At 51.0% G+C, this 24,928-nt stretch carries 24 protein-coding genes, 5 tRNA genes and 1 other RNA gene; 10 read left to right on the top strand and 20 right to left on the bottom strand.

The window, feature by feature from the left end:
* Nucleotides 1–44: 44 nt before the first annotated feature.
* Nucleotides 45–1,097 carry a 3-deoxy-7-phosphoheptulonate synthase AroG gene (gene aroG / locus OGV89_RS19300; RefSeq protein WP_003022997.1) on the bottom strand — a complete coding sequence of 351 codons (1,053 nt, stop codon included), beginning with the start codon at nt 1,095–1,097 and terminating at the stop codon, nt 45–47.
* A gap of 317 nt (nt 1,098–1,414) precedes the next feature.
* On the opposite strand from aroG, the gene OGV89_RS19295 reads away from it, so the two are divergent.
* Together OGV89_RS19295 and zitB are read left to right on the top strand one after the other, a co-directional pair.
* Nucleotides 1,415–1,789 (top strand): YbgS-like family protein, encoded by a 375-nt coding sequence (locus OGV89_RS19295; RefSeq protein ID WP_003837110.1) that lies wholly within the window; start codon nt 1,415–1,417, stop codon nt 1,787–1,789.
* Between the two features lie 113 nt (nt 1,790–1,902).
* Nucleotides 1,903–2,844, top strand: coding sequence for a CDF family zinc transporter ZitB (gene zitB / locus OGV89_RS19290; protein ID WP_003022992.1), 942 nt, complete (start codon nt 1,903–1,905; stop codon nt 2,842–2,844).
* Here the strand turns inward: zitB and pnuC are convergent.
* The 19 genes from pnuC to cydA form a co-directional block, all read right to left on the bottom strand.
* The gene (gene pnuC, locus OGV89_RS19285) at nt 2,841–3,560 is read right to left on the bottom strand and encodes a nicotinamide riboside transporter PnuC (RefSeq protein WP_003022990.1); all 720 of its coding nucleotides are present in this window, start codon (nt 3,558–3,560) and stop codon (nt 2,841–2,843) included. The two genes, zitB and pnuC, sit on opposite strands and share 4 nt — an antisense overlap.
* 26 nt (nt 3,561–3,586) lie before the next feature.
* Nucleotides 3,587–4,630 carry a quinolinate synthase NadA gene (gene nadA / locus OGV89_RS19280; protein ID WP_003837113.1) on the bottom strand — a complete coding sequence of 348 codons (1,044 nt, stop codon included), beginning with the start codon at nt 4,628–4,630 and terminating at the stop codon, nt 3,587–3,589.
* Nucleotides 4,631–4,911: 281 nt separating this feature from the next.
* A non-coding RNA gene (locus OGV89_RS19275) (RtT sRNA) lies at nt 4,912–5,045 on the bottom strand.
* A 22-nt stretch (nt 5,046–5,067) separates the two neighbouring features.
* Nucleotides 5,068–5,143 (bottom strand) — tRNA-Lys (locus tag OGV89_RS19270).
* Between the two features lie 133 nt (nt 5,144–5,276).
* Nucleotides 5,277–5,352 (bottom strand) — tRNA-Lys (locus tag OGV89_RS19265).
* 45 nt (nt 5,353–5,397) lie between these two features.
* A tRNA-Lys gene (locus OGV89_RS19260) sits at nt 5,398–5,473 on the bottom strand.
* A 3-nt stretch (nt 5,474–5,476) separates the two neighbouring features.
* A tRNA-Val gene (locus OGV89_RS19255) sits at nt 5,477–5,552 on the bottom strand.
* A gap of 137 nt (nt 5,553–5,689) precedes the next feature.
* Nucleotides 5,690–5,765: transfer RNA gene (locus OGV89_RS19250), tRNA-Lys, on the bottom strand.
* 165 nt (nt 5,766–5,930) lie between these two features.
* Complete coding sequence (gene cpoB / locus OGV89_RS19245) at nt 5,931–6,722, bottom strand: cell division protein CpoB (protein WP_003847309.1); 792 nt, start codon at nt 6,720–6,722, stop codon at nt 5,931–5,933.
* 9 nt (nt 6,723–6,731) lie between these two features.
* Nucleotides 6,732–7,250 carry a peptidoglycan-associated lipoprotein Pal gene (gene pal / locus OGV89_RS19240; protein ID WP_003022983.1) on the bottom strand — a complete coding sequence of 173 codons (519 nt, stop codon included), beginning with the start codon at nt 7,248–7,250 and terminating at the stop codon, nt 6,732–6,734.
* A gap of 34 nt (nt 7,251–7,284) precedes the next feature.
* A complete protein-coding gene (tolB, locus tag OGV89_RS19235; RefSeq protein WP_003022981.1) occupies nt 7,285–8,577 on the bottom strand; it encodes a Tol-Pal system beta propeller repeat protein TolB in 1,293 nt (430 codons plus the stop codon).
* A gap of 128 nt (nt 8,578–8,705) precedes the next feature.
* Complete coding sequence (tolA, locus tag OGV89_RS19230) at nt 8,706–9,962, bottom strand: cell envelope integrity protein TolA (RefSeq protein WP_003022980.1); 1,257 nt, start codon at nt 9,960–9,962, stop codon at nt 8,706–8,708.
* A gap of 64 nt (nt 9,963–10,026) precedes the next feature.
* Nucleotides 10,027–10,455 (bottom strand): colicin uptake protein TolR, encoded by a 429-nt coding sequence (gene tolR, locus OGV89_RS19225; RefSeq protein WP_003022978.1) that lies wholly within the window; start codon nt 10,453–10,455, stop codon nt 10,027–10,029.
* A gap of 3 nt (nt 10,456–10,458) precedes the next feature.
* A complete protein-coding gene (gene tolQ / locus OGV89_RS19220) occupies nt 10,459–11,151 on the bottom strand; it encodes a Tol-Pal system protein TolQ (RefSeq protein ID WP_003022976.1) in 693 nt (230 codons plus the stop codon).
* Complete coding sequence (ybgC, locus tag OGV89_RS19215; RefSeq protein WP_003835413.1) at nt 11,148–11,552, bottom strand: tol-pal system-associated acyl-CoA thioesterase; 405 nt, start codon at nt 11,550–11,552, stop codon at nt 11,148–11,150. The genes tolQ and ybgC overlap by 4 nt, the downstream gene beginning before the upstream one ends.
* Before the next feature lie 150 nt (nt 11,553–11,702).
* On the bottom strand, nt 11,703–11,996 hold the full coding sequence (gene ybgE / locus OGV89_RS19210; RefSeq protein WP_003022971.1) for a cyd operon protein YbgE: 294 nt from the start codon (nt 11,994–11,996) through the stop codon (nt 11,703–11,705).
* Nucleotides 11,996–12,109 carry a cytochrome bd-I oxidase subunit CydX gene (cydX, locus tag OGV89_RS19205; RefSeq protein ID WP_003022970.1) on the bottom strand — a complete coding sequence of 38 codons (114 nt, stop codon included), beginning with the start codon at nt 12,107–12,109 and terminating at the stop codon, nt 11,996–11,998. The genes ybgE and cydX overlap by 1 nt, the downstream gene beginning before the upstream one ends.
* Nucleotides 12,110–12,123: 14 nt before the next feature.
* Complete coding sequence (gene cydB / locus OGV89_RS19200) at nt 12,124–13,263, bottom strand: cytochrome d ubiquinol oxidase subunit II (RefSeq protein ID WP_003022968.1); 1,140 nt, start codon at nt 13,261–13,263, stop codon at nt 12,124–12,126.
* A gap of 15 nt (nt 13,264–13,278) precedes the next feature.
* Nucleotides 13,279–14,847: a cytochrome ubiquinol oxidase subunit I gene (gene cydA / locus OGV89_RS19195; protein WP_003022965.1), complete on the bottom strand. Its 1,569-nt coding sequence runs from the start codon at nt 14,845–14,847 to the stop codon at nt 13,279–13,281.
* Nucleotides 14,848–16,064: 1,217 nt separating this feature from the next.
* On the opposite strand from cydA, the gene glmS reads away from it, so the two are divergent.
* From glmS to glsA, 8 genes are all read left to right on the top strand, one after another.
* Complete coding sequence (gene glmS, locus OGV89_RS19190) at nt 16,065–16,514, top strand: methylaspartate mutase subunit S (RefSeq protein WP_003022963.1); 450 nt, start codon at nt 16,065–16,067, stop codon at nt 16,512–16,514.
* Nucleotides 16,514–17,902 (top strand): methylaspartate mutase accessory protein GlmL, encoded by a 1,389-nt coding sequence (gene glmL / locus OGV89_RS19185; protein WP_003835417.1) that lies wholly within the window; start codon nt 16,514–16,516, stop codon nt 17,900–17,902. Before glmS ends, glmL begins: the two co-directional genes overlap by 1 nt.
* An 18-nt stretch (nt 17,903–17,920) precedes the next feature.
* The gene (locus OGV89_RS19180; protein WP_044712647.1) at nt 17,921–19,366 is read left to right on the top strand and encodes a methylaspartate mutase subunit E; all 1,446 of its coding nucleotides are present in this window, start codon (nt 17,921–17,923) and stop codon (nt 19,364–19,366) included.
* Nucleotides 19,366–20,607: a methylaspartate ammonia-lyase gene (locus OGV89_RS19175; protein ID WP_003022953.1), complete on the top strand. Its 1,242-nt coding sequence runs from the start codon at nt 19,366–19,368 to the stop codon at nt 20,605–20,607. The genes OGV89_RS19180 and OGV89_RS19175 overlap by 1 nt, the downstream gene beginning before the upstream one ends.
* 3 nt (nt 20,608–20,610) lie before the next feature.
* A complete protein-coding gene (locus OGV89_RS19170) occupies nt 20,611–21,981 on the top strand; it encodes an acyclic terpene utilization AtuA family protein (RefSeq protein ID WP_003835421.1) in 1,371 nt (456 codons plus the stop codon).
* The gene (locus tag OGV89_RS19165; RefSeq protein WP_008320068.1) at nt 21,978–22,295 is read left to right on the top strand and encodes a DUF4387 domain-containing protein; all 318 of its coding nucleotides are present in this window, start codon (nt 21,978–21,980) and stop codon (nt 22,293–22,295) included. The genes OGV89_RS19170 and OGV89_RS19165 overlap by 4 nt, the downstream gene beginning before the upstream one ends.
* Before the next feature lie 168 nt (nt 22,296–22,463).
* Nucleotides 22,464–23,768, top strand: a complete 1,305-nt coding sequence (locus OGV89_RS19160; protein ID WP_003022946.1) for a dicarboxylate/amino acid:cation symporter — start codon at nt 22,464–22,466, stop codon at nt 23,766–23,768.
* 125 nt (nt 23,769–23,893) lie between these two features.
* Nucleotides 23,894–24,895: a glutaminase A gene (glsA, locus tag OGV89_RS19155; protein ID WP_032942734.1), complete on the top strand. Its 1,002-nt coding sequence runs from the start codon at nt 23,894–23,896 to the stop codon at nt 24,893–24,895.
* The last annotated feature ends 33 nt before the right edge of the window (nt 24,896–24,928 follow it).

Genomic DNA, 24,928 nt, shown 5'->3' with positions numbered 1-24,928 from the left:
GGCGTTGCCTTATCCGGCCTACCGAGCGTAGCCCGGATGCGTTTTTACCCGCGGCGTGCTTTTACCGCTTCTGCCAGTTGGCGTAAGACCGCATCGGTGTCTTCCCAGCCAATGCAGGCGTCAGTGATGCTCTTACCGTAGGTCAGCGGCTCGCCGCTATCCGGGTTCTGATTACCCTCGACCAGATGGCTTTCGATCATCACGCCAATAATCGCTTTTTCTCCACCAGCGACTTGCCCGCAAACGTCTTTCGCAACATCCATCTGCTTTTTGAACTGCTTGCAGGAGTTGGCATGGCTAAAGTCGATCATCACTTGTGCAGAGAGCCCTGCTTTGATCAGACCTTCTTTCACATCGGCAACGTGCTGAGCGCTGTAGTTAGGTTCTTTGCCCCCGCGCAAAATAATATGGCAATCGCCGTTACCGCTGGTATTTACGATCGCCGAATGACCCCATTTGGTTACAGACAGGAAGCAGTGTGGCGCCCCTGCTGCGTTGATTGCATCAATCGCAACTTTGATCGTGCCATCGGTACCGTTTTTAAAACCAACCGGGCAAGACAGACCTGATGCCAGCTCGCGGTGTACCTGAGATTCAGTGGTACGAGCCCCAATCGCGCCCCAGCTCATCAGATCGGCAAGGTATTGCGGCGTGATCATATCGAGGAACTCACCCGCAGCCGGCAATCCGCTATCATTGATATCCAGCAGCAATTTACGTGCAATGCGCAGCCCATCGTTGATTTGGAAGCTGTTGTCCATATGCGGATCGTTGATAAGCCCTTTCCAGCCGACGGTGGTTCGCGGTTTTTCAAAATAGACGCGCATGACAATTTCAAGCTCGCCTTTTAACTCTTCGCGCAGCGCCAGCAGGCGGGCGGCGTACTCTTTAGCGGCTGCCGGATCATGAATAGAGCACGGCCCAATTACCACTAACAGGCGATCATCGCTTCCTTTCAGAATTTTATGAATCGCTTTACGGGCATGAGCCACCGTGTTTGCGGCATTTTCAGTAGCGGGGAATTTTTCCAGCAATGCGACTGGCGGTAATAACTCGTTGATCTCTTTAATGCGTAAATCGTCGTTCTGATAATTCATGATTATTCCAGCGTTGCCATACTTATATAAATGAATGCAATCCCTCCAATCTATATCTTCAGTCATAAAGTGTAAACGGGGTTTTACACTTTGGACGGATTAATCCTGGAATTGGCCAAAAAAACACAATAAAGTAGCGAAAAACGAGATCCAACCTACAATTTATAACTGTAACAGCTTTAATTTTCATAAATTTCAAGATTCTATGCTGGGTTTAATTTCTCAGGCAAAACTATTAACCACATATTGATGATGTAACTGGCACATGCACTGTTGGAAGACGTTATCCGACATATCGACCATAACAGGAGCATATTATGCATATGACAAAGCTGGCTTCACTCTTTCTTACCGCTACACTCAGCCTCGCCAGCGGCGCGGCGCTGGCTGCTGAAACCAATACGCAGTCCAATAACGGCCAGGCAAATTCCTCGGCGGATGCCGGCCAGGTCGCCCCAGACGCACGCGAAAACGTGGCACCAAATAACATCGACAACAGTAACGTGAATTCGGGTGGCACAATGCTGCACCCGAACGGTTCATCAATGAACCATGAAGGGATGACCAAAGACGAGATGCACAAAAACACCATGTGTAAGGACGGTCGCTGCCCTGATGTGAATAAGAAGGTTGAGACCGGAAACGGCATTAATAATGATGCCGAGACAAAAACTGATGGCACTACGCAGTAACGCTGAAAATAAAGCTAATAACGGGAGAGCAATAGCTCTCCTTTTTAATTTTATCATCCCAAAAACGGTATGATGGCATACAGTAAAGATGAGAATAACAAAGGGATGGCATAATGGCGCACTCGCATACTCATAATTCCTCTGAGCAACCCAAGGACAATAATGCCCGCCGCTTGATGTTTGCATTCTGCATTACAGCCGGATTTATGTTGGTTGAAGTGGTAGGTGGAATACTTTCAGGTTCACTGGCCTTGTTGGCTGATGCCGGGCATATGCTCACTGATGCCGCAGCGCTCCTTTTCGCGCTGCTGGCCGTCCGGTTTTCCCATCGACCGCCCACAATACGACACACCTTCGGCTGGCTGAGGCTCACGACACTGGCCGCGTTTGTTAATGCCATCGCATTGGTCGTGATCACTATTTTAATCGTCTGGGAAGCCATTGAGCGCTTTCATACGCCCCGCCCCGTGGCAGGCGGTATGATGATGGTTATAGCCGTCGCAGGTTTACTCGCCAACGTGCTGGCTTTTTGGGTTCTACACCGCGGCAGTGAGGAGAAAAACCTGAACGTCCGCGCCGCGGCACTACATGTGATGGGCGATTTACTCGGCTCGGTCGGGGCGATCATCGCTGCGCTTATTATTATCTGGACGGGCTGGACGCCTGCGGACCCGATTCTCTCGATTCTGGTTTCCGTGCTGGTACTGCGCAGCGCCTGGCGACTGTTAAAGGATAGCGTTAATGAATTACTGGAAGGTGCCCCGCTGACGCTGGATATTGCCGCACTGCAGCGCCATCTCAGCCGGGATATCCCCGAAGTCCGCAATGTACACCATGTCCATGTCTGGATGGTGGGTGAAAAACCGGTAATGACGCTGCATGTGCAGGTGATCCCGCCGCACGATCATGATGCCCTGCTGGAACGTATTCAGCATTTCCTTATCCACCACTACCAGATTGAACACGCGACGATCCAGATGGAGTATCAGCCGTGCAATGGGCCGGACTGCCACCTGTACCAAGGCGTGTCCGGCCATTCACATCATCACCATTAATGGGACAGCGCGCGGGAACCCCGCTCACGCGCGCTGTTAATCCACATCCTGCTACCATTCAGGGCGATAACCGTCAGGATCATATACTCCAGCGACATGGCATATACGCCTTGTAGGGCGAAAATCACTACGCTTATTACGTTAATGATCACCCACAGCAGCCAGTTTTCGACGTATTTGCGCGTCATCAGGATCATCGCCGCAATCGACAACACCATCATGCAGGAGTCCCAGAACGGGAATGCATCGGGTTGCAACTCAGGCACAACAACCTGTAATCCTAATGCCTGCATAATGTTCACCGCAATGCGGGTCAGGAATGCAAAGACCGGATCGATATAGACCGACATCAGACCGATCGCTACCACGCAAGCCGCCAGCCAGCCGATCGCTTTTGGTAACGGCAGCCAGCGAATTTTCAGTTCCGCTTCATGCTGGTTAGTTTGCCTGGACCAGGCATACCAGCCGTAGATGTTGGCGGCAAAGAAGAAAACTTGCAGCAACAGGCTTGCATAGAGCTGGATCTGAAAGAAGATAATCGCAAACAGCGTGACGTTTATCAGGCCGAAGAAGTAATTGCTTATTTTCTCAAGACTCGCCAGACCAATACACAGCAACCCGGCGATCGTCCCCACAGCTTCGATCCACGACAGATCGTAACCGCCAGCGCCGATCGGAATATGTACCAGAATGTTCTGCGTGCTAAAAAAGTCCATCTTTTCCCCCAGAGCAAAAAAATTAATTAAGCTCGAAGTGTAGCCGCAAATTCCAACATGCGGTTTAACGGCAACAACGCCCCTTCTCGCAGCGCAGCATCAACATGTATCTCATGAGCCGCTCCGCCTTGTTCCAGGCCCTCAGCAATCGCCTTGAGGCCGTTCATCGCCATCCACGGACAATGCGCACAGCTGCGACAGGTTGCCCCCTCGCCAGCCGTCGGCGCTTCAAGCAATTCTTTATCCGGAACGGCCTGCTGCATTTTGTAAAAAATGCCCCGGTCAGTCGCCACAATCAGTTGTTGATGCGGTAACGATTTAGCTGCGTTGATTAACTGGCTGGTTGAGCCAACCGCATCGGCCATATCAACTATAGACTGAGGGGACTCCGGGTGCACCAACACCGCAGCATCAGGGTAAAGCCCCTTCATGCGTGTTAAAGCCTGAGTTTTAAATTCGTCGTGGACGATACAGGCCCCCTGCCAACAAAGAACGTCTGCACCGGTCTGTTTTTGCACGTAGTTGCCCAGATGTCTGTCCGGAGCCCAGATGATTTTTTCACCTAAACTATCAAGATGCTCAATAAGTTCTACCGCGATACTGGACGTGACAACCCAGTCCGCACGTGCTTTAACGGCAGCGGAGGTATTGGCGTAAACCACCACAGTACGATCAGGATGCGCATCGCAAAACGCGCTGAAAGCATCAATCGGGCAACCCAGATCTAATGAACATTCCGCCTGTAAGGTCGGCATCAGGATGGTCTTTTCCGGGCTGAGGATTTTGGCGGTTTCCCCCATAAACCTCACTCCTGCAACCAACAGCGTAGAGGCAGAATGTTTTGAGCCGAACCGCGCCATCTCCAGAGAATCAGAAATACAGCCACCGGTCTCTTCGGCCAATTGCTGAATTTCAGGATCGGTGTAATAGTGCGCGACCATAACGGCATCACGCTCTTTCAACAGGCGCTTGATTTTTTCACGATAAAATTGCTTTTCATCCACACTCAGCGGGGCTGGCTTCGGCGGAAACGGATAAATTGCTGCTTCTGGATCAAACATCACGCTCATCTTGCTTTCTCGTTTTACTAGCTTAACGAAATAACCGATTAAAAGCGTGACGCACGCCGTATTCGGTTAGATTTGTTTTATATGCTAAACAAGATAGCGGATTGGCGTAAGAAAGTCACAATAATTGCGTGTGATGAATGCCGGATGGCGACTGACGTCTTATCCGGCCTACGTGAATAGTGTCGTCTGTAGGACTGATAAGCGAAGCGCATCAGGCAAGCAGGTTCGAATCGTTGATTCTGCGCATAGCAAAAAAGCGCCTTTAGGGCGCTTTTTTACACTGGTGGGGCGTGCAGGATGACTCGCTACGCTCGCCCTTCGGGTCATCGCCGTAAACGGCTCCGTTGTCTCACTTCGTTCGACCCGAACCTGCTGCAGGTTCGAATCATGAAATCCTGCGCATAGCAAAAAAGCGCCTTTAGGGCGCTTTTTTACACTGGTGGGGCGTGCAGGATTCGAACCTGCGACCAATTGATTAAAAGTCAACTGCTCTACCAACTGAGCTAACGCCCCCTTATGGGGTTTACTTCTTTATACTTTCAGGATGGTGGGTCGTGCAGGATGACTCGGCTTTGCCTCGCCCTACGGGCCGTTGCTTACGCAACGTTATCCTTCACGTTTTACAATCGCGTTCCACCTTAGCGATTGGTGGGTCGTGCAGGATTCGAACCTGCGACCAATTGATTAAAAGTCAACTGCTCTACCAACTGAGCTAACGACCCGCTCGGGTATAACCTGAAAATTTTTACTCGGTACCACCAATAAATTGGTGGGGCGTGCAGGATTCGAACCTGCGACCAATTGATTAAAAGTCAACTGCTCTACCAACTGAGCTAACGCCCCGAGTGGTGGGTGATGACGGGATCGAACCGCCGACCCCCTCCTTGTAAGGGAGGTGCTCTCCCAGCTGAGCTAATCACCCGATACTACGCTGGATACTACTTACTAACTGAGTTAGTGGTGGGTCGTGCAGGATGACTCGACTTCGTCTCGCCCTACGGGCCGTTGCTTACGCAACGTTATCCTTCACGTTTTACAATCGCGTTCCACCTTAGCGATTGGTGGGTCGTGCAGGATTCGAACCTGCGACCAATTGATTAAAAGTCAACTGCTCTACCAACTGAGCTAACGACCCACTTTTTTTGCCGCTTTCGGGCTGTTTGATATCCCTTGGCAACGGCGGCATATATTACTGATTTCAGATTTTAGCGCAACAAAAATTTCGATGTAAATAACTCAACTGCTTAGGAATCACACGACGCGACCAGAATTAACACGATTTCTGGTCGCATGGTGTTCATTACATCGCGCCAAGGCGTTTTTGCGCTTGTTTCGCGCCATCAGTGCCAGGGTATTTAGTGATAACCTGCTGATAAACGGCTTTAGCTTTTGCTGTGTCACCTTTGTCCTGCATGATGACGCCGACTTTATACATCGCGTCTGCAGCCTTTGGTGATTTCGGGAAGTTTTTAACTACTGAAGCAAAATAGAACGCTGCATCATCTTTTTTCCCCTTGTTGTAATTCAACTGACCCAGCCAGTAATTCGCATTTGGCAGGTAAGTCGAGTCTGGGTACTTTTTGATGAAGTTCTGAAATGCTTCAATCGCATCATCCTGGCGGGATTTATCCTGCACCAGAGCAATGGCCGCATTGTAATCAGTGTTCGCATCGCCAGTCTGCGCCGGGGCTCCTGACGCTGCCGCTGCGCCCGCGTCAGGCGTAGGGGTTGCTGCTGCCCCACTCTGATCACTACCTGCAGACTGCGCCGCAGGCGCACTACCGCTGCCAAGATTATTAATCTGCAACAATATTTGCTTCTGGCGTTCAACAACCTGGTTCAACTGATACTGATTTTCCTGAATTTGACCACGCAGGGAATCAATATCGGACTGATTATCGGAGAGTTGTTGCTGGAGTTGGGTTAAAAGCTGACTGTGAGCGTTAGAAATACGCTCGAGTTGAGTGACACGGTCTTCGACCGAGCCTGAGCCGACACTACTGATTGGCGCCTGAGCAAAAGCGGCCCAAGGGGCCGCTATGCCAACCAGTAACGACAGACTCAACAGATGATGTCTGAAGTTACTGCTCATGCAATTCTCTTAGTAAACCAGTACGGCGCGACGGTTTTTGGCGTAAGCCGCTTCGTCATGACCCAGTACTGCAGGTTTTTCTTTACCGTAAGAAACGATGGAGATCTGGTCAGCAGAAACGCCTTTACCCTGCAGGTACATCTTAACGGCGTTCGCACGACGCTCACCCAGGGAGATGTTGTACTCAGGAGTACCACGTTCGTCCGCATGACCTTCTACGGTGACTTTGTAAGACGGGTTGCTACGCAGGAAGTTAGCGTGAGCATCCAGCATTGCAGCGAAATCAGAACGGATATCGTACTTGTCCAGATCGAAGTAAACGATGTTGTTCTGCTGCAGCTGTTGCATCTGAAGACGCGCTTGCTCTTCAGAAGACATGTTGCCGCTGCCGTTTGCATCCATACCAGTGCCGGCACCCAGCATGCCTTCGCTGCCGTCATTGCTGGCGTTCTTGTTAGAAGAACACGCTGCAATAGCCATAACAGGCAGAGCAATCATCAGCCCTTTCAGCACTTTGTTCAGTTGCATTTCAATGATTCCTTTATTAATCAATTATTTATTATCACAGATACGGCGACCAGGCAGGGAATTTAACCTGTCCATCAGTTGCCGGAAGACGCGCTTTGAAACGCCCATCTGTAGAAACCAAATTCAGCACGGATCCCATCCCCTGAGAAGAGCTGTAGATTACCATAGTGCCGTTAGGTGCCAGACTTGGCGTTTCGTCCAGGAACGTTGACGACAGAACTTGTACGCCACCCGCTACCAGATCTTGTTTAGCAATGTGCTGCTGACCGTTGGCCGAACTTACCATTACCATAAATTTACCGTCGCTGCTCACATCCGCATCCTGGTTTTGCGAACCTTCCCAGGTAATGCGCTGCGGAGCACCGCCGTTGACGTTAACTTTATATACCTGCGGACGACCGGCCTGGTCAGATGTAAAGGCCAGGTTTTGGCTGTCCGGGAACCAGGTCGGTTCCGTGTTGTTGCTACGACCATCCGTCACCTGACGGATCTGACCGGAACCAATGTCCATGACATACAGGTTCAGGCTACCGGTTTTAGACAGGGCAAACGCCAGTTTGCTGCCATCCGGAGAAAACGCAGGCGCACCGTTGTGACGTGGGAACGACGCTACCTGACGAACCGCGCCATTAGACAACGTCTGAATAACCAGTGCAGAACGACCACTCTCGAAGGTTACGTACGCCAGTTTTGAACCGTCCGGAGACCACGCCGGAGACATCAGCGGCTGCGGAGAACGGTGTACCACGAACTGGTTGTAACCATCGTAGTCGGACACACGTAATTCGTACGGGAACTGACCACCGTTGGTCTGAACAACATAAGCGATACGGGTACGGAATGCACCTTTAATGCCGGTCAGTTTTTCAAACACTTCGTCACTTGCAGTATGCCCCGCGTAACGCAGCCACTGCTTGTTCACTTTATAAGTGTTCTGTGCCAGTACGGTACCCGGTGCGCCACCGGTGTCAACCAGCTGATAGGCAACGCTGTAAGAACCATCCGGGTTCGGCGTAACCTGGCCGACGACTACGGCATCAATGCCCAGCGCAGACCAAGCGGCAGGTTGAACTTCCTGCGCGGTACCAGGCTGCTGAGGCAGACGAGAACGGTCTAACGGGTTAAATTTACCGCTGTTACGCAGGTCAGCACCTACGATACCACCGATATCTTCAGGTGCAGCACCCGGTCCTGCCCACTGGAAGGGGACAACACCAATCGGGCGCGCCGAGTCCACCCCCTGGGTGATCTCGATACGTACTTCTGCGTGCAGCACCGCTGCCCACAGCATCAGAAAACCAAATGCTACTCGTAATGCCTGCTTCATCATATCTCCCTTATCTGGACGGAAAGCCCACGATAATTTAGCAGAATGTTAACAAACTCAAATACACAAAACTACCACAACTCAGTATCAACCTTAGACCGTTTCCCCTGATTTCTCAGGGGTCGTTATTACAGTTTGAAGTCCAGTTTGGCATCTTTTACTTTTTCATAAACTGCCTGGCTAGGCGGTTTAGGAATTCTGGCGGTTTTCGCAGCCGTCAGCGCAGCCTGACACAATGCTGGATCCCCACCCTCTTCGGTCACATCCAGTAACAGACCATCGGGTGCTAACTTGATATGTAATACGCAAGATTTACCTGCATACAAATCTGCACCATACAGACGGCTCTGGATCGCATTACGAATTTGAGATGCGTAAGCACTGATATCAGCACCAGATGCACCGCCATTGGCACCACTTGTACCACTATCTTTCGCCGGTTGGCCGTTTCCTTTCGCTCCACCGCCCGATTTCGGTGCATTCTTACCGGAGCTCAGGTCACCCAACAAGTCGTCAACGCCAGAGGCTGCAGCGGCTTTTTCGGCCGCAGCCTTTTTAGCAGCAGCTGCTTTATCTGCCGCAGCTTTCTTATCGGCAGCGGCTTTCTCGGCTGCAGCTTTTTTGTCTGCTGCTGCTTTTTCCGCTGCGGCTTTCTTATCAGCCGCCGCTTTTTCAGCAGCGGCCGCTTTCGCGGCGGCGGCTTTTTCTGCTTTCTCAGCGGCAGCTTTCTCGGCTGCTGCTTGCTTAGCGGCTTCAGCCTGTGCTTTCTTCGCAGCGTCCGCGGCAGCCTTAGCAGCTTGTGCTTCGGCAACTTTCTTCGCATCAGCAGCGGCTTTAGCAGCTTCCGCCTCAGCTTTTTTCTGTGCGTCAGCAGCGGCTTTCTTCGCGGCATCTGCCGCTTGTTTCGCCTGTGCATCAGCTTTAGCCTTCGCGTCTGCAGCAGCCTTCGCCGCAGCTTCTTCAGCCTGTTTCTGTTGCTCTTGCGCTTTCGCGGCGGCGGCTTCAGCTTGCTTCTGCTGTTCCGCCTGTTCGCGCACTTTTTCCTGCGCGGCTAAGCGTTCTTTTTCCAGCTGCTTCAGTCGCTCTTGCTCAGCTGCCTGTTTCTCGCGAAGTTCTTCAGCTTGCTGCTGCGCCTGCTTTTCACGCTGCTCTTCAGCACGTTTCGCGCTTGCCTGCTGTTGCTGCTGCCTGTCGTACTGTTGCACAACGGCGCCAGGATCGACCATAACGGCGTCGATGGACGAACCGCCACCGCCGCCGGCTGAAGCATCAATGTGCTCATCGAACGAACTCCAGATCAGCGCTGCAAATAAAATGACATGCAGCACCGCTGAAATAATTATCGCCCTTTTGAGCTTGTCGTTTTGTTCGGTTGCCTTTGACACTCTCGGTTCCCAAAAAACTGTTCGCCTGTTACGTGCTATCTTTCAAGCCAGCAAAACGCCGTCATCAGATTGGCTGCGTCATCAAGCCAACCGATTTTACGCCTGCACTGTGTAACAAGTTCAGCGCTTTAATTATTTCATCATAAGGCACGTCTTTCGCACCACCGATTAAAAAGACCGTTTTCGGATTGGTCTGCAGGCGACTTTTCGCTTCCGCGATAACCTGCTCCGGCGGCAGTTGATCCATACGATCTTTCTCAACCACCACGCTGTATTGCCCAATACCGGAAACTTCAATAATGACCGGGGGTTCGTCGTTACTGCTGACGGCTTGCGATTCGGTCGCATCCGGCAGGTCGACTTCCACACTCTGCGTAATGATCGGTGCGGTTGCCATAAAGATCAGCAACAGCACCAGCAGTACGTCGAGCAGCGGTACAATATTGATTTCGGACTTGAGTTCGCGACGACCTCGTCCACGCGTTCTGGCCATGGCTTACCCCTTGTTGCTCTCGCTAACGGTAAACGCCTGGCGGTGTAGAATCGCGGTGAACTCTTCCATAAAGTTGTCGTAATTCAGTTCCAGTTTGTTCACGCGCTGGTTCAGACGGTTGTAGGCCATAACCGCCGGGATTGCCGCAAACAGACCGATAGCCGTTGCAATCAACGCTTCCGCGATACCCGGTGCAACCATTTGCAGCGTCGCCTGTTTTACCGCGCCCAGCGCGATAAATGCGTGCATGATCCCCCAAACGGTACCGAACAGACCGATATACGGGCTGATGGAGCCAACGGTTCCGAGGAATGGAATATGCGTTTCCAGCGTTTCCAGCTCACGGTTCATCGAGATACGCATCGCACGGGAAGCCCCCTCAACGACCGCTTCCGGCGCGTGACTATTTGCCCGATGCAAACGAGCAAACTCTTTGAACCCGCTGTAGAAAATTTGTTCTGAGCCAGCCAAATTATCACGACGCCCCTGGCTTTCCTGGTACAGGCGCGACAATTCAATGCCGGACCAGAACTTGTCTTCAAATGCTTCGGCTTCACGTGAAGCAGCATTAAGAATACGGGTCCGCTGGATAATAATGGCCCAGGATGCGATTGAGAAACCAATCAAAATCAACATGATAAGTTTAACCAGAAGGCTTGCCTTCAGGAACAAATCAAGGATATTCATGTCAGTCACTGCTTAAACTCCGCGACAATAGACTTGGGAAGCGCACGAGGCTTCATTTTGAGTGGATCAACGCAAACAATCAGAACTTCGGCTTCATTCAGCACGGTGTTCTCTGCGTTGACAATGCGTTGCGTGAAAACCAAAGAGGTGCCACGCATTGACGTAATTTCGGTTTGAACTTCGAGCATATCGTCGAGCCGGGCAGGCGCAAAATACTCGAGGGTCATCTTGCGCACCACAAAGGCTACACGTTCAGCCAACAGGACCTGCTGACTGAAGTGATGATGACGCAGCATCTCTGTGCGCGCTCTTTCATAAAAAGCGACGTAGCTGGCGTGGTAAACCACCCCACCGGCATCGGTATCTTCATAGTAGACACGAACCGGCCATCGAAACAGCGTTGTATTCACTTTACATCCCGGTAATGCAACAAAAGGTTAGTGCTTTCAAACTTCGCTACTATACGCGCGGGAATGGTGCTTTGGAATGGGGGAAAGTAAACGGAGAGTAAAAAATTATGGGCTTATGCAAGCCCATAAATATTTAAGGATGTTTCTTATTCAAAAGAAGAAGAAAAACAGACCAACAACGAGGACGATATCCGCGATCAGCGGGCAGAAGATACCCTGCCAGTGTACGGCACGAGGACGAAAGCCAACGCCGTGAATGATGCCTGCGCAGACCGCCCACATCAGCAGAAAACCATGCCAGATTTCAAGCTCACTGGTTTTGGCCGCGAAACGTGACGGATCCCAGAATATGCAGCCGGCCAATACGATTGCCAGCACAAATGAAAGCGCCCGCAAGGGGCGCTTGTCCATCGCGTTGTATAACATCGCGATAATGTTGGTCATTAGCTATCTTCTTGTCCGGCTTTGCCTGATTCAACGTGCTCAAGCGCCAGCGCTGTGATTATCCCAAATGCACAGGCAAGAAGCGTTCCCAAAATCCATGCGAAATACCACATTTTAAGCTCCTTACTTAGTACAGAGAGTGGGTGTTGCTTTCAATATCTTCTTTAGTGATGCGACCAAACATCTTCCAGTAACACCAGCCGGTGTACAGCAGAATGATCGGTACAAACACACAAGCTACATACGTCATCAGATTCAGCGTCAGCTGGCTGGACGTTGCATCCCACATGGTCAAACTTGCGTTCATCATGGTGCTGGATGGCATCACAAACGGGAACATTGCGATACCGGCAGTCAAGATGATGCAGGCTAACGTCAGTGAAGAGAAGACGAATGCCCAGGCCCCTTTCTCCATACGAGAAGTCAGAATGGTCAACAGCGGCAGAACCACGCCCAGTGCAGGAACCAGCCACAGGATAGGTGCATTGTTAAAGTTCACCATCCATGCGCCAGCCACGCGAGCCACTTCTTTGGTCAGCGGGTTGGAGGCGGCATGATGATCCAGGGCTGAGGTCACAACATAACCGTCAATACCGTAAATCACCCATACACCGGCCAGCGCGAAGCAGACCAGAGTCACCAGCGCCGCAACCTGTGAAGTTGCACGAGCACGCAGATGCAGTTCACCTACCGTACGCATCTGCAGATAGGTCGCACCCTGGGTGATGATCATCCCAACGCTCACGACACCTGCCAGCAGACCAAACGGATTCAGCAACTGGAAGAAGTTACCGGTGTAGTACAAACGCATGTAGTCATCTACGTGGAACGGAACCCCTTGCAGCAGGTTGCCGAACGCCACGCCAATCACCAGCGGTGGCACGAAGCTACCAATGAAGATGCCCCAGTCCCACATGTTGCGCCAGCGCATGTCTTCAATCTTGGAGCGATAATCAAAACCGACCGGACGGAAGAACAAAGACGCCAGTACCAGGATCATCGCCACATAGAAACCGGAGAACGCAGCGGCATACACCATCGGCCAGGCAGCGAACAGTGCGCCACCCGCGGTGATAAGCCAAACCTGGTTACCGTCCCAGTGCGGGGCGATGGAGTTAATCATAATTCGACGCTCGGTATCATTACGACCGAGGAAACGGGTGAGCATGCCCACCCCCATGTCGAAGCCATCAGTGACCGCGAAACCAATCAGCAGAATGCCAACCAGCAGCCACCAGATAAAACGCAATACTTCATAATCGATCATTTGACGACTCCTGTCTTAGCGTGCCGGCTGAGAAGTCACAGTGGACTGCTCGTAGTGATAACGACCGGTTTTCAGGCTACTCGGCCCAAGGCGTGCGAACTTGAACATCAGATACAGTTCAGCCACCAGGAACAGGGTATACAGGCCGCAAATCAACAGCATCGAGAAGATGAGGTCGCCAGCAGTCAGCGAAGAGTTCGCTACGGCTGTTGGTAACACTTCACCAATCGCCCACGGTTGACGACCGTACTCTGCGACAAACCAACCGGATTCAATAGCAATCCACGGCAGAGGAATCGCGTACAGCGCAGTGCGCAGCAGCCATTTTTTCTCACCGATACGGTTACGAAGCACAGTCCAGAAGGACACCGCGATAATTGCCAGCATCAGAATGCCGCATGCCACCATGATACGGAAAGCGAAGTACAGCGGCGCAACGCGAGGGATAGAATCTTTCGTTGCCTGCTGAATTTGCGCTTCGGTCGCGTCGGTGACGTTATCCGTATAGCGTTTCAGCAGCAGACCATAACCTAGGTCTTTCTTCATGCTGTTGAACTGGTCGCGAACGGCCTGGTCGGTAGTACCAGCACGCAGTTCTTCCAGCAACTGATACGCTTTCATCCCGTTACGGATACGCTCTTCGTGCTGCACCATCAGGTCTTTCAGACCAATGACCGGTGTATCAACAGAGCGGGTGGCGATGATGCCCAGCGCATAAGGAATTTGAATCGCAAAATGGTTTTCCTGCGCATCCTGGTCCGGAATACCGAACAGCGTAAAGGAAGCCGGTGCAGGCTGAGTTTCCCATTCTGCTTCAATCGCTGCGAGTTTGGTTTTCTGCACGTCGCCCATTTCGTAACCGGATTCATCACCCAGAACGATAACAGACAGAATGGCAGCCATACCAAAGCTGGCAGCGATGGCAAAAGAACGTTTAGCAAACGCGAAGTCACGACCGCGCAGCATATAGTAGGAGCTGATACCCAGAACGAACATCGCGCCGCATACATAACCAGATGCCACAGTGTGAACAAATTTCACCTGTGCTACCGGGTTGAGCACCAGTTCAGAGAAGCTCAGCATCTCCATACGCATGGTTTCGAAGTTGAAATCCGCTGCGATTGGGTTCTGCATCCAGCCGTTCGCAACCAGAATCCACAGCGCGGACAGGTTAGAACCCAGGGCCACCAGCCAGGTGACACACATATGCTGGACTTTACCCAAACGGTCCCAGCCGAAGAAGAACAGACCTACAAAGGTGGATTCGAGGAAGAAGGCCATCAAACCTTCGATCGCCAGCGGCGCACCGAAAATATCCCCTACATAGTGGGAGTAGTAAGACCAGTTAGTCCCGAACTGGAACTCCATGGTCAGACCGGTAGCCACACCCAGAGCGAAGTTGATACCAAACAACTTGCCCCAGAACTTGGTCATATCTTTATAAATCTGTTTGCCGGAAAGGACGTAGACCGTTTCCATAATGGCCAGCAAGAACGCCATACCGAGCGTCAGTGGCACAAACAGGAAGTGGTACATCGCGGTCAAGGCAAACTGTAAGCGCGACAGTTCGACTATATCTAACATCATGACTCCTTGCTCATCGCATGAAGACTCCGAGAGTGAACCCCGTTAGAAAGGGTCACACGCATGCCCCAATACAAATTTATCTGCTTCCTTACGCCGCTACTCTTTCTTCTCTTGTGAAGAAAGGACAATGGAGAAAGGTTACAAACATGTTAATAAAACACTCAAATTGATCCCGCAATTATATTACGCCGTAAAATCCTTACAATAAACAGGTTTTTATCGAGACAAATTTGCATTTTTCGATAGTGATCAATTTATAGCTAATTTACCACTTTCAGACCAATTTGATCTGCAGCAATTTAACCTCTTTTGATGCTGTTTTCCAAGTTTTAAACATTGATTTAAATCAATTTTCAAATTTAATGTTAATAGTGTTTAACACTCGCATGACTAGTGAATGCGATGTTAACAACATGTTTTTCAATGAGTAATTGCCGTTACTACAAATGATAGGATATTTATTTAAATGTACACGATCTTTTAACCAGCCCGGCTGACAAAATTGATAGCAGATAAAGAATCACTAATGCTAGGTAGCTCACAGTTTTTTGTTTAGCAAGTCATGGACTTGTTATTTCATACAAATTATTCATTTAAATTTTACTTATAATTAACACCGAGATGTAACTATCTCAGCTGGAAGAGAAAACGTTCCACATTGACCGATGCATTGCGTTTGGTGTTCTGCGAGAAAACGCTGGCGTTTCGCTTAAATCATCACTGAAAGTTATCTTTAACGCCCACTCTGCACTTATGTGGCAAAGATTAAATATGCCACAAACATTTCATTATCATTTTTATCCTAAAATTAACAAAAATGAATTGTGACATATAAGATTAAAAAATAAAAAACCGTTACGTCGTTCACAAGTTAATTAGTAATTGTGGTTTTTGAAATTATTAAAAACACGACATAAATGGCGCGCATAACAAAATAAGATTTCGATCACAAACATGGCAAGTAATTTATTACCCATTTTTCTAATAAATTAAAACCGGCCAAGAAAATATGATACATCCTACTGATTACAAAGGGATTTTATAACAACCAAATATAACAATCATTTTTCTCAGGATATTTTGAAAATAGATCAATTGCTTCCTTTTTCGCTTCCACAGAAACTCCAACCCTATTAAGAGGTTGTCACAATCCATGTTCTAAATATTAGAAAATAATTTCACTTATTGACCATCAGCCCTACAGAGGATTACCCATGAAGAAATCTACACTTGTTATTGGCGTCATCGGTGCTGACTGCCATGCAGTAGGTAATAAAGTTCTGGATCGCGTTTTTACCGCTCATGATTTTCACGTAATCAACCTCGGGGTGATGGTGAGCCAGGATGAATATATTGATGCTGCGATTGAAACAGGCGCCGATGCCATCGTGGTGTCCTCTATCTACGGTCATGGCGACATTGATTGCCTCGGATTACGTGAGCGCTGCATCGAACGCGGCCTTGGCGACATTCTGCTGTACGTCGGCGGCAACCTGGTCGTCGGTAAACATGACTTCGCCGATGTGGAAGTGAAGTTTAAAGAGATGGGCTTTAACCGGGTCTTCGCCCCCAGTCACGATCTGGAAGATGTTTGCGCGCTTATCACTAATGATATTCACCAACACAATGGCCTCGAACAGCGTTGCCTGGAAGAGGCCATCTGATGCAAACAGTTTCTGTCGATATCGGCTCGACATGGACCAAGGCAGCCCTCTTCGCCCATGAAGGCGAGGATTTAACCCTGATAAACCATGTCCTGACCCCAACCACCACACATCATCTGGCAGACGGTTTTTTTGCCAGCCTGAATCAGGTGCTGAATGTTGCCGATGCTCGCCCGTTACTGAAAAGTGGTGAAGTGCAGTTGAAATACTCCTCCTCAGCGAAAGGTGGGCTTGCCGTTGCAGCAATGGGGCTGGTGCCTTCCATTACGCTGGAATCGGCAAAAGTTACCGCCCATTCGGCAGGAGCGAAAATCGCGCAATATTATTCGTACAAGCTGAACCGTCATGACATCCAGGAGCTGGAGTCATCCCCTCCAGATATTCTGCTGTTTACCGGCGGTACAGACGGTGGCGAAGAAAGTTACGGCCTGGCGAATGCGCATGCGCTGGCAGGCTCAAAGCTTGATTGCGCCATTATCTACGCCGGAAACCGGGACATTCAGGATGAAATACAAACGATTCTGGGACATAAGGATTTGACCACGGTAGACAACATTCTGCCTGACCTCGATCACCCGAATCCGTTTGCCGCACGCCAGGCGATTTGTGATGTGTTCTTGTCACGCATTGTCAAAGGCAAAGGTCTGGACGTCATTGTTGGCGAAACAGGCGAAGAGCCAATGCCGACGCCATGGACGGTCTATGAGTTAGTCAAAGCCATTAGCGATTACGACAGCGCATGGAAGGAATTCATGCTGATTGATATGGGCGGAGCCACCACGGATGTCTATTCGGCAAGCGCGAATACCCTCTCCCCCGATACCGTCCTGCATGGTGTTCCTGAACCGTTCGTCAAACGTACCGTAGAAGGCGACCTGGGCATGCGCGTTTCCGCCGTCGTGGTGGGAGAAAGCACGCAGGATATGGTGAAAGTCATCTTCGCCCAACAACCACAGCGCGAGGAAGCGTTTTACCGCTACCTGCGCCATCTGGTAGGGCAACCGGATTACCTGCCACTCAGTGAGGAAGAGAAATATTACGACACCCTGCTGGCAGGTTTATGCGTGGGCTATGCCGCTGAGCGCCACGCGGGCACTAAAAAGCAGGTTTGCACCTGCGTGGGTAACGTGGATTTACAGATGGGTCGCGATCTCACCACCGTACGCAAAGTCGTCGGTTCAGGGGGATGGCTCTCTCGCGCCAGCCAGTTTGATATCCATAACTGGCTCAAATACCGGGAGCTGGACGACCAGGGGAAAAGAATTCTGTTACCGAATCAGTTTGAGTATTACCGCGATTCAAATGGCCTGCTCCCGCTTCTGGCAAACGTCGCCAGGCTGTACCCGCAAGCCGCTGCTCGCACCAGCATTCAGTGTTTAACCCTATAAAACTTAAGGCAGCTACGAATGGAACTTCGAAATAAAAAATTGACCCATGACGAATTCATGACCGAAAGGCATCAGGTATTACAAACCTGGGAAACCGGCAAAGACGTTGAGAACTTCGAAGATGGCGTGAAGTACCAGCAATCAATTCCAGATAAAAAACGCTTCTCCCTTGCCCTGCTGAAAGCCGATCAGGAAGGTAAAACCCTGAGCCAGCCACGTGCAGGCGTAGCATTAATGGATGAGCATATTGCGCTGCTCAAAACATTGCAGGAAGAGTGCGACCTCCTGCCGAGTACTATCGATGCCTATACCCGTCTGAACCGCTATGAAGAAGCCGCTGTCGGGATCCAGAAATCCATCGAAGCAGGTACTTCCAAGCTGAATGGTTTACCAGTCGTCAATCACGGGGTTGCTGCCTGCCGCCGGATGACTGAATCGCTGGAAAAACCGATCCAGGTTCGCCACGGTACGCCGGATGCGCGCCTGCTGGCAGAAATCGCCATGGCCAGTGGCTTCACCAGCTACGAAGGCGGCGGTATCTCCTACAACATCCCTTACGCCAAACGCGTCACCCTGGAAAAATCCATTCGCGACTGGCAGTACTGCGACCGTCTGATGGGTCTGTACGAAGAGAACGGCATTCGCATCAACCGTGAGCCGTTTGGCCCGCTGACCGGTACCCTGATCCCGCCGTTTATGTCCCACTCGGTGGCGATTATTGAAGGTCTGCTGGCGCTGGAACAAGGCGTGAAATCCATTACCGTCGGCTACGGCCAGGTCGGTAGCCTGACGCAGGATATCGCCGCTATTCAGGCGCTGCGTGAACTGTCCCACGAATACTTCCATAACCATGGCTTCGACGATTACGAACTGAGCACCGTTTTCCACCAGTGGATGGGCGGATTCCCGGAAGATGAAGCGAAAGCCTTCTCCGTTATCGCCTGGGGTGCAGCGGTTGCTGGTATGTCGGGTGCCACAAAAGTGATCACCAAAAGCCCGCACGAAGCGTTCGGTATCCCAACCGCGGCAGCTAACGCCCAGGGTCTGAAAGCGTCACGCCAGATGCTCAACATGGTCAGCGACCAGAAATTCCCGCAGTGCGCTTCCGTGGAGCAGGAAGTTGACCTGATTAAGAGCGAAGTCCGCGCGGTGTTGAAGAAAGTCTTCGAACTGGGCAATGGCGACATTGCGCGCGGTACGGTGCTGGCCTTTGAAGCTGGCGTACTGGATGTACCTTTCGCTCCTGCCGCCTGTAACGCCGGTAAGATCCTGCCTGTTCGCGATAACACAGGCGCAATCCGTATTCTTGAAGCCGGTGCCGTGCCGCTGCCGAAAGATATTCTCGCCCTGCACCACGACTATGTCGCAGAGCGCGCACATTTTGAAGGCCGCAAGCCTTCTTTCCAGATGGTCATTGATGACATCAACGCCGTATCCCACAGTAAATTAATAGGAAGACCATAATGAAAATCAAAAAGGCCCTTTTCACCGCTGGCTACTCCTCATTTTATTTTGACGATCAGCAGGCCATCAAAAATGGCGCCGGTCATGACGGGTTTATCTACACCGGCGATCCGGTCACGCCTGGATTTACCTCTGTTCGTCAGGCGGGTGAATGTGTTTCCGTACAACTGATTCTGGAAAACGGCGCGGTAGCTGTGGGCGATTGCGCAGCGGTGCAATATTCAGGTGCAGGCGGTCGTGACCCGCTGTTCCTGGCTGAAAACTTCATTCCGTTCCTCAACGACCACATCAAGCCGCTGCTGGAAGGTCGTGACGTTGATTCGTTCCTGACCAACGCCCGTTTCTTTGATGAATTGCGTATTGACGGCCATCTGCTGCATACCGCCGTACGTTATGGTCTGTCTCAGGCACTGCTCGACGCGGCGGCACTGGCTACCGGTCGTCTGAAAGCCGAAGTGGTTTGTGATGAATGGCAACTGCCATGCGTTCCGGAAGCCATTCCGTTATTTGGTCAGAGCGGCGACGACCGTTATATCGCCGTCGACAAGATGATCCTCAAAGGTGTGGATGTCCTGCCGCATGCCCTGATCAATAACGTTGAAGAGAAGCTGGGCTTTAAAGGTGAAAAACTGCGTGAGTACGTCCGCTGGTTGTCTAACCGCATCCTGAGCCTGCGCACCAACGAAAGCTATCACCCGACACTGCATATTGATGTCTACGGCACCATTGGTCTGATCTTCGATATGGATCCAGTGCGTTGCGCCGAATACATCGCCAGCCTGGAAGCCGAAGCTCAAGGTCTACCGCTGTACATTGAAGGCCCGGTTGATGCCGGTAACAAGCCGGATCAGATCCGCATGTTAACCGAGATCACTCAGGAGCTGACTCGTCTGGGTTCCGGCGTGAAAATCGTTGCGGATGAATGGTGTAACACCTATCAGGACATCGTGGACTTCACCGACGCGGGCAGCTGCCACATGGTGCAGATTAAAACCCCGGATCTGGGCGGTATTCACAACATCGTTGATGCAGTGCTGTATTGCAACAAACACGGAATGGAAGCCTATCAGGGCGGTACCTGTAACGAAACGGAAATCAGTGCTCGTACCTGCGTACACGTCGCGCTGGCCGCGCGTCCAATGCGCATGCTGATCAAACCGGGTATGGGTTTCGATGAAGGTCTCAACATCGTGTTTAACGAAATGAACCGCACCATCGCGCTGTTGCAAACTAAGGATTAAGAGATGGCACGCACATTTAAGATCTTATCGCCTACGGCTATCCTGGGTTATGGCTTCCCGGAAGAAAGTTTTCGTAAAGCCATGGAAGAGTCACCGGATCTTATTGCTGTTGACGCAGGTTCCTCCGATCCTGGCCCCCACTACCTGGGGGCAGGTAAACCCTTTACCGACAGGGCCGGTGTGAAACGCGATCTGCGCTATATGATTATGGCAGGCGTTAAGAACAACATCCCGGTCGTGATCGGCACAGCCGGTGGTTCTGGCGCAGCTCCGCATCTGGAGTGGTGTCGCCAAATAATCCATGAGATCGCGCAGGAAGAAAAACTGTCTTTCTCAATGGCGCTAATTCCGTCTGATGTCGACAAAGAAATCGTTCATCAGGCACTGGATAACGGCAAAATCACCGCGCTCGATTTTGTGCCTGAACTGACTCACGAGGCCATTGAAGAGAGCACCTACATTGTCGCGCAGATGGGCGTCGAGCCTTTCCAGCGTGCGCTGAAAGCCGGTGCACAGGTGGTCCTGGGCGGACGTGCCTACGATCCGGCCTGCTTCGCCGCGCTGCCGATTATGCAGGGCTTTGATGAAGGTCTGGCGCTTCATTGCGGTAAGATCCTTGAGTGTGCTGCCATTGCCGCCACCCCTGGCTCCGGCTCCGATTGTGCGATGGGGATTATCGACGACAACGGCTTTACGCTGAAGGCGTTCAATCCCAAGCGTAAGTTTACTGAAACTTCTGCTGCGGCGCACACCCTGTACGAGAAGTCAGATCCTTACTTCCTGCCAGGGCCAGGCGGTGTGCTGAACCTGAAAGCGTGCACCTTTACCCAGGTTAACGAGGGTGAAGTGTATGTCAGCGGTTCACGCCATGAAGAAACACCGTATGCGTTGAAACTGGAAGGTGCACGCCAGGTTGGCTTCCGTTGCCTGACCATCGCCGGAACACGCGACCCGATTATGATTGCCGGGATTGACACGATTCTTGAAGAGGTACAGGCAAGCGTTGCACGTAACCTCTCCCTGAACGACGACAGTATCCGCATGACGTTCCACTTGTACGGTAAGAACGGTGTGATGGGCAACCATGAACCGATGAAAACTGCGGGCCATGAACTGGGAATTTTACTGGATGTCGTTGCGCCGACGCAGGACATCGCCAACAGCGTTTGCTCGCTGGTGCGCTCTACCCTGCTGCACTACGGCTATGAAAATCGCATTGCGACTGCGGGCAACCTCGCCTTCCCGTTCTCGCCATCTGATATTCAGAGTGGACCGGTGTATGAGTTCTCGATCTATCACCTGATTGAAGCGAGCGATGCGCTGCGTTTTGATTTCCACATTGAACAGGTGACGCCAGAAGGAGTTCAGGCATGAAACACTCAATTTGTTCACTGGCACAAGTTATTCGCTCGAAAAACGCCGGACCGTACGAACTGGTTTTAGATATTTTATTTAAAACCCGGGAAGATTATCAGCGCGTAAAACGCTCAGAGCAATTAACACCGCAGCTTATTGCCGGTTTATATAACGTTAAACCTGACTTTATTCACAATATTGTATGGTTCGATCCGGCGAATGCCGTAAAAATCGTCATGCCGCGCGATATTATTTCCGGTAACGTCGGTGACAATGATGTTTATGGTGCACAGCAACACGCACCATTATTAAGTATTGAGTTCGACTTGTAACAAAAAACACAATAACAACCATTGGGGCACAGAATTCAGCTGTATCACAGTGCTTCGAATTATTCATGCGGTTGGTCACAACAGGCGTGCGTCTGAGCTGCTGTCCAGGCTCAGGCGCACGCCACCCTACACAATTCCAATTACCAACCTTTATCCGATGGAGTACACATGAAGAAAATAAGTTTAACGAAGATGATCATATTAGGCCTGATACTCGGCATGATTGCCGGGGTGGCCATAAATAATATGGCCGCGGCTGAAACAGCAAAATCTTATGCAGCAGATATTTCCATTTTTACCACTATATTCTTACGTATGGTGAAAATGATTATCGCACCATTGGTTATTTCAACTCTGGTTGTGGGTATTGCCAAAATGGGTGATGCCAAAACGCTCGGACGTATATTTTCGAAAACCTTCTTCCTGTTTATTTGCGCGTCATTGCTGTCAATCGCGCTGGGTCTGGTTATCGTTAATATCTTCCAGCCAGGCGCAGGTATCAACTTTGTGCCACATGACGTCGGCGCTGTTGCCGCCGTTAAGTCAGAGCCATTCACGCTGAAAGTGTTCATCTCACACGCGGTACCGACCAGTATTGTCGATGCGATGGCGCGTAACGAAATTCTGCAGATCGTCGTGTTCTCAATCTTCCTTGGTTGCAGCCTCGCTGCGATTGGTGAAAAAGCCGACCCTATTGTGAAAGTGCTGGATTCACTGGTGCACGTGATGCTGAAGTTGACGGGTTACGTCATGCTGTTTGCGCCACTGACCGTTTTTGCCGCTATTTCAGGTCTGATTGCCGAACGTGGTCTGGGTGTGATGGTTAGCGCCGGGATCTTCATGGGTGAGTTCTACCTGACGCTGGGTATGCTGTGGGCGATCCTGATTGGCCTGTCTACTATGATCGTCGGGCCTTGCATCGCACGGTTAACTAAATCAATCCTCGAACCCGCTTTGCTGGCCTTTACCACTTCAAGCTCTGAAGCCGCCTTCCCGGGTACGCTGGACAAGCTGGAAAAATTCGGCGTTTCCTCAAAAATTGCCAGCTTCGTTCTGCCTATCGGTTACTCCTTTAACCTGGTCGGCTCCATGGCTTATTGCTCCTTTGCCACTGTCTTTATTGCTCAGGCGTGCAACATCGAACTGAGCATGGGCGAGCAAATTACCATGTTGTTAATTCTGATGCTGACCTCTAAAGGGATGGCGGGTGTACCGCGTGCCTCGATGGTCGTTATCGCCGCCACACTGAACCAATTCAACATTCCGGAAGCGGGTTTGATCCTGCTGATGGGCGTCGATCCGTTCCTCGATATGGGTCGTTCCGCTACCAACGTCATGAGTAACGCCATGGGCGCTGCCATTGTGGGCCGTTGGGAAGGCGAACACTTCGGCCAGGGTTGCCGTGGAACTGCGCCAGTGAAGTCACCGGAACAGGAACGCCCGGTTACCGAAACGGAAGTCGCTTTGTCCTGATACTACGTTATTGCCGGATGGCGCTTGCGCTTATCCGGCCTACATAACGTTTAACTATCCGTAGGCCGGATTAGGCGGTACGCCGCCATCCGGCATCAAGATGAGCACACCAACAGGAATGCATAATGAATAAAACAATTCTCGGCGTGAGTCTCTTTTCTTTCAGTGTCTTGTTTAGCGCAACCACATTCGCGCAAACCACGCCCGACTACGCCAAGCTGATAGAACAGGCTCATCAGAAGTACAAAAGTAATAACGATGGAAAAGTCGCCGACTACATCCCTGCTCTGGCGACCTATAGCCCGAAAAATTTTGCCATCACCATTGCGACGGTGGACGGCAAGATCTACCAGGTTGGCGATGTTAACAAACCTTTCCCAATGGAATCCCTGAGTAAAGTGTTCACCATGGCGCTCGCCATGGAGCAGCACGGTCCTCAGGTAGTGCTGGATAAACTTGGCGCCAATGCCACCGGCATGCCGTTCAACTCAGGTTTGGCCGTTGAACTGACCAAAGGCGCGCCTGAAAACCCACTGGTAAACGCCGGGGCCATGAGCACCGTTAGCCTGATTGAAGCCAAAGACAAAACCGATCGTTGGAACAAAATCCTCGACAACCTGAACGTCTGGGCCGATGCCACTCTCACCGTGAACGAACCGGTTTTCAAATCTGAAATGGAAACCAACCAGCACAATCAGGCGCTGGCCAAACTGATGGAATCCTATAACAGCTTCTATGGCAACACTGACGAAGCCGTTGAAATTTATACCCGCCAGTGCTCGGTGGATATCACCGTTGAGCAACTGGCCAAAATGGGTGCCGTACTGGCGAACAAAGGCAAATCTCCGTTCAACGGCAAACAGTTGCTGAATGAGAAATATGTTCCACAGGTACTGGCAGAAATGGCAATTGCCGGACTGTACGACGGCAGCGGTAAATGGCTGTACACCGTTGGCATTCCGGCGAAAAGCGGCGTCGGCGGCGGCATGGTTGCCGTTGTCCCAGGCGAATATGCGATTGCGGTCTATTCTCCGCCGCTTGATGAAGCCGGAAACAGCGTTCGTGCCCAGAAAACTATCGAATATGTCGCCGAAGCGACAAAAGCCAACGTCTTTTTAGCCAAATAACTTTACGCCGGATGGCACATTGCTTATCCGGCA

It is taken from the genome of Citrobacter sp. Cf125, assembly GCF_030333935.1.
In the GTDB taxonomy this organism is placed as follows: Bacteria; Pseudomonadota; Gammaproteobacteria; order Enterobacterales; family Enterobacteriaceae; genus Citrobacter; species Citrobacter freundii.
This window is presented reverse-complemented; position numbering and strand designations above follow the sequence as displayed.

Excerpts from the sequence above, each read along its gene's own strand:
- cpoB (WP_003847309.1), bottom strand. The coding sequence starts at position 6,722 with ATGAGCAGTAACTTCAGACATCATCTGTTGAGTCTGTCGTTACTGGTT.
- glmL (WP_003835417.1), top strand. The coding sequence starts at position 16,514 with ATGCAAACAGTTTCTGTCGATATCGGCTCGACATGGACCAAGGCAGCC.
- zitB (WP_003022992.1), top strand. The coding sequence starts at position 1,903 with ATGGCGCACTCGCATACTCATAATTCCTCTGAGCAACCCAAGGACAAT.
- OGV89_RS19175 (WP_003022953.1), top strand. The coding sequence starts at position 19,366 with ATGAAAATCAAAAAGGCCCTTTTCACCGCTGGCTACTCCTCATTTTAT.
- pal (WP_003022983.1), bottom strand. The coding sequence starts at position 7,250 with ATGCAACTGAACAAAGTGCTGAAAGGGCTGATGATTGCTCTGCCTGTT.
- aroG (WP_003022997.1), bottom strand. The coding sequence starts at position 1,097 with ATGAATTATCAGAACGACGATTTACGCATTAAAGAGATCAACGAGTTA.
- cydX (WP_003022970.1), bottom strand. The coding sequence starts at position 12,109 with ATGTGGTATTTCGCATGGATTTTGGGAACGCTTCTTGCCTGTGCATTT.
- OGV89_RS19180 (WP_044712647.1), top strand. The coding sequence starts at position 17,921 with ATGGAACTTCGAAATAAAAAATTGACCCATGACGAATTCATGACCGAA.
- OGV89_RS19170 (WP_003835421.1), top strand. The coding sequence starts at position 20,611 with ATGGCACGCACATTTAAGATCTTATCGCCTACGGCTATCCTGGGTTAT.
- nadA (WP_003837113.1), bottom strand. The coding sequence starts at position 4,630 with ATGAGCGTGATGTTTGATCCAGAAGCAGCAATTTATCCGTTTCCGCCG.
- glsA (WP_032942734.1), top strand. The coding sequence starts at position 23,894 with ATGAATAAAACAATTCTCGGCGTGAGTCTCTTTTCTTTCAGTGTCTTG.
- tolR (WP_003022978.1), bottom strand. The coding sequence starts at position 10,455 with ATGGCCAGAACGCGTGGACGAGGTCGTCGCGAACTCAAGTCCGAAATC.
- OGV89_RS19165 (WP_008320068.1), top strand. The coding sequence starts at position 21,978 with ATGAAACACTCAATTTGTTCACTGGCACAAGTTATTCGCTCGAAAAAC.
- cydB (WP_003022968.1), bottom strand. The coding sequence starts at position 13,263 with ATGATCGATTATGAAGTATTGCGTTTTATCTGGTGGCTGCTGGTTGGC.
- ybgE (WP_003022971.1), bottom strand. The coding sequence starts at position 11,996 with ATGACCAACATTATCGCGATGTTATACAACGCGATGGACAAGCGCCCC.
- OGV89_RS19295 (WP_003837110.1), top strand. The coding sequence starts at position 1,415 with ATGCATATGACAAAGCTGGCTTCACTCTTTCTTACCGCTACACTCAGC.
- glmS (WP_003022963.1), top strand. The coding sequence starts at position 16,065 with ATGAAGAAATCTACACTTGTTATTGGCGTCATCGGTGCTGACTGCCAT.
- cydA (WP_003022965.1), bottom strand. The coding sequence starts at position 14,847 with ATGTTAGATATAGTCGAACTGTCGCGCTTACAGTTTGCCTTGACCGCG.
- pnuC (WP_003022990.1), bottom strand. The coding sequence starts at position 3,560 with ATGGACTTTTTTAGCACGCAGAACATTCTGGTACATATTCCGATCGGC.
- tolB (WP_003022981.1), bottom strand. The coding sequence starts at position 8,577 with ATGAAGCAGGCATTACGAGTAGCATTTGGTTTTCTGATGCTGTGGGCA.
- OGV89_RS19160 (WP_003022946.1), top strand. The coding sequence starts at position 22,464 with ATGAAGAAAATAAGTTTAACGAAGATGATCATATTAGGCCTGATACTC.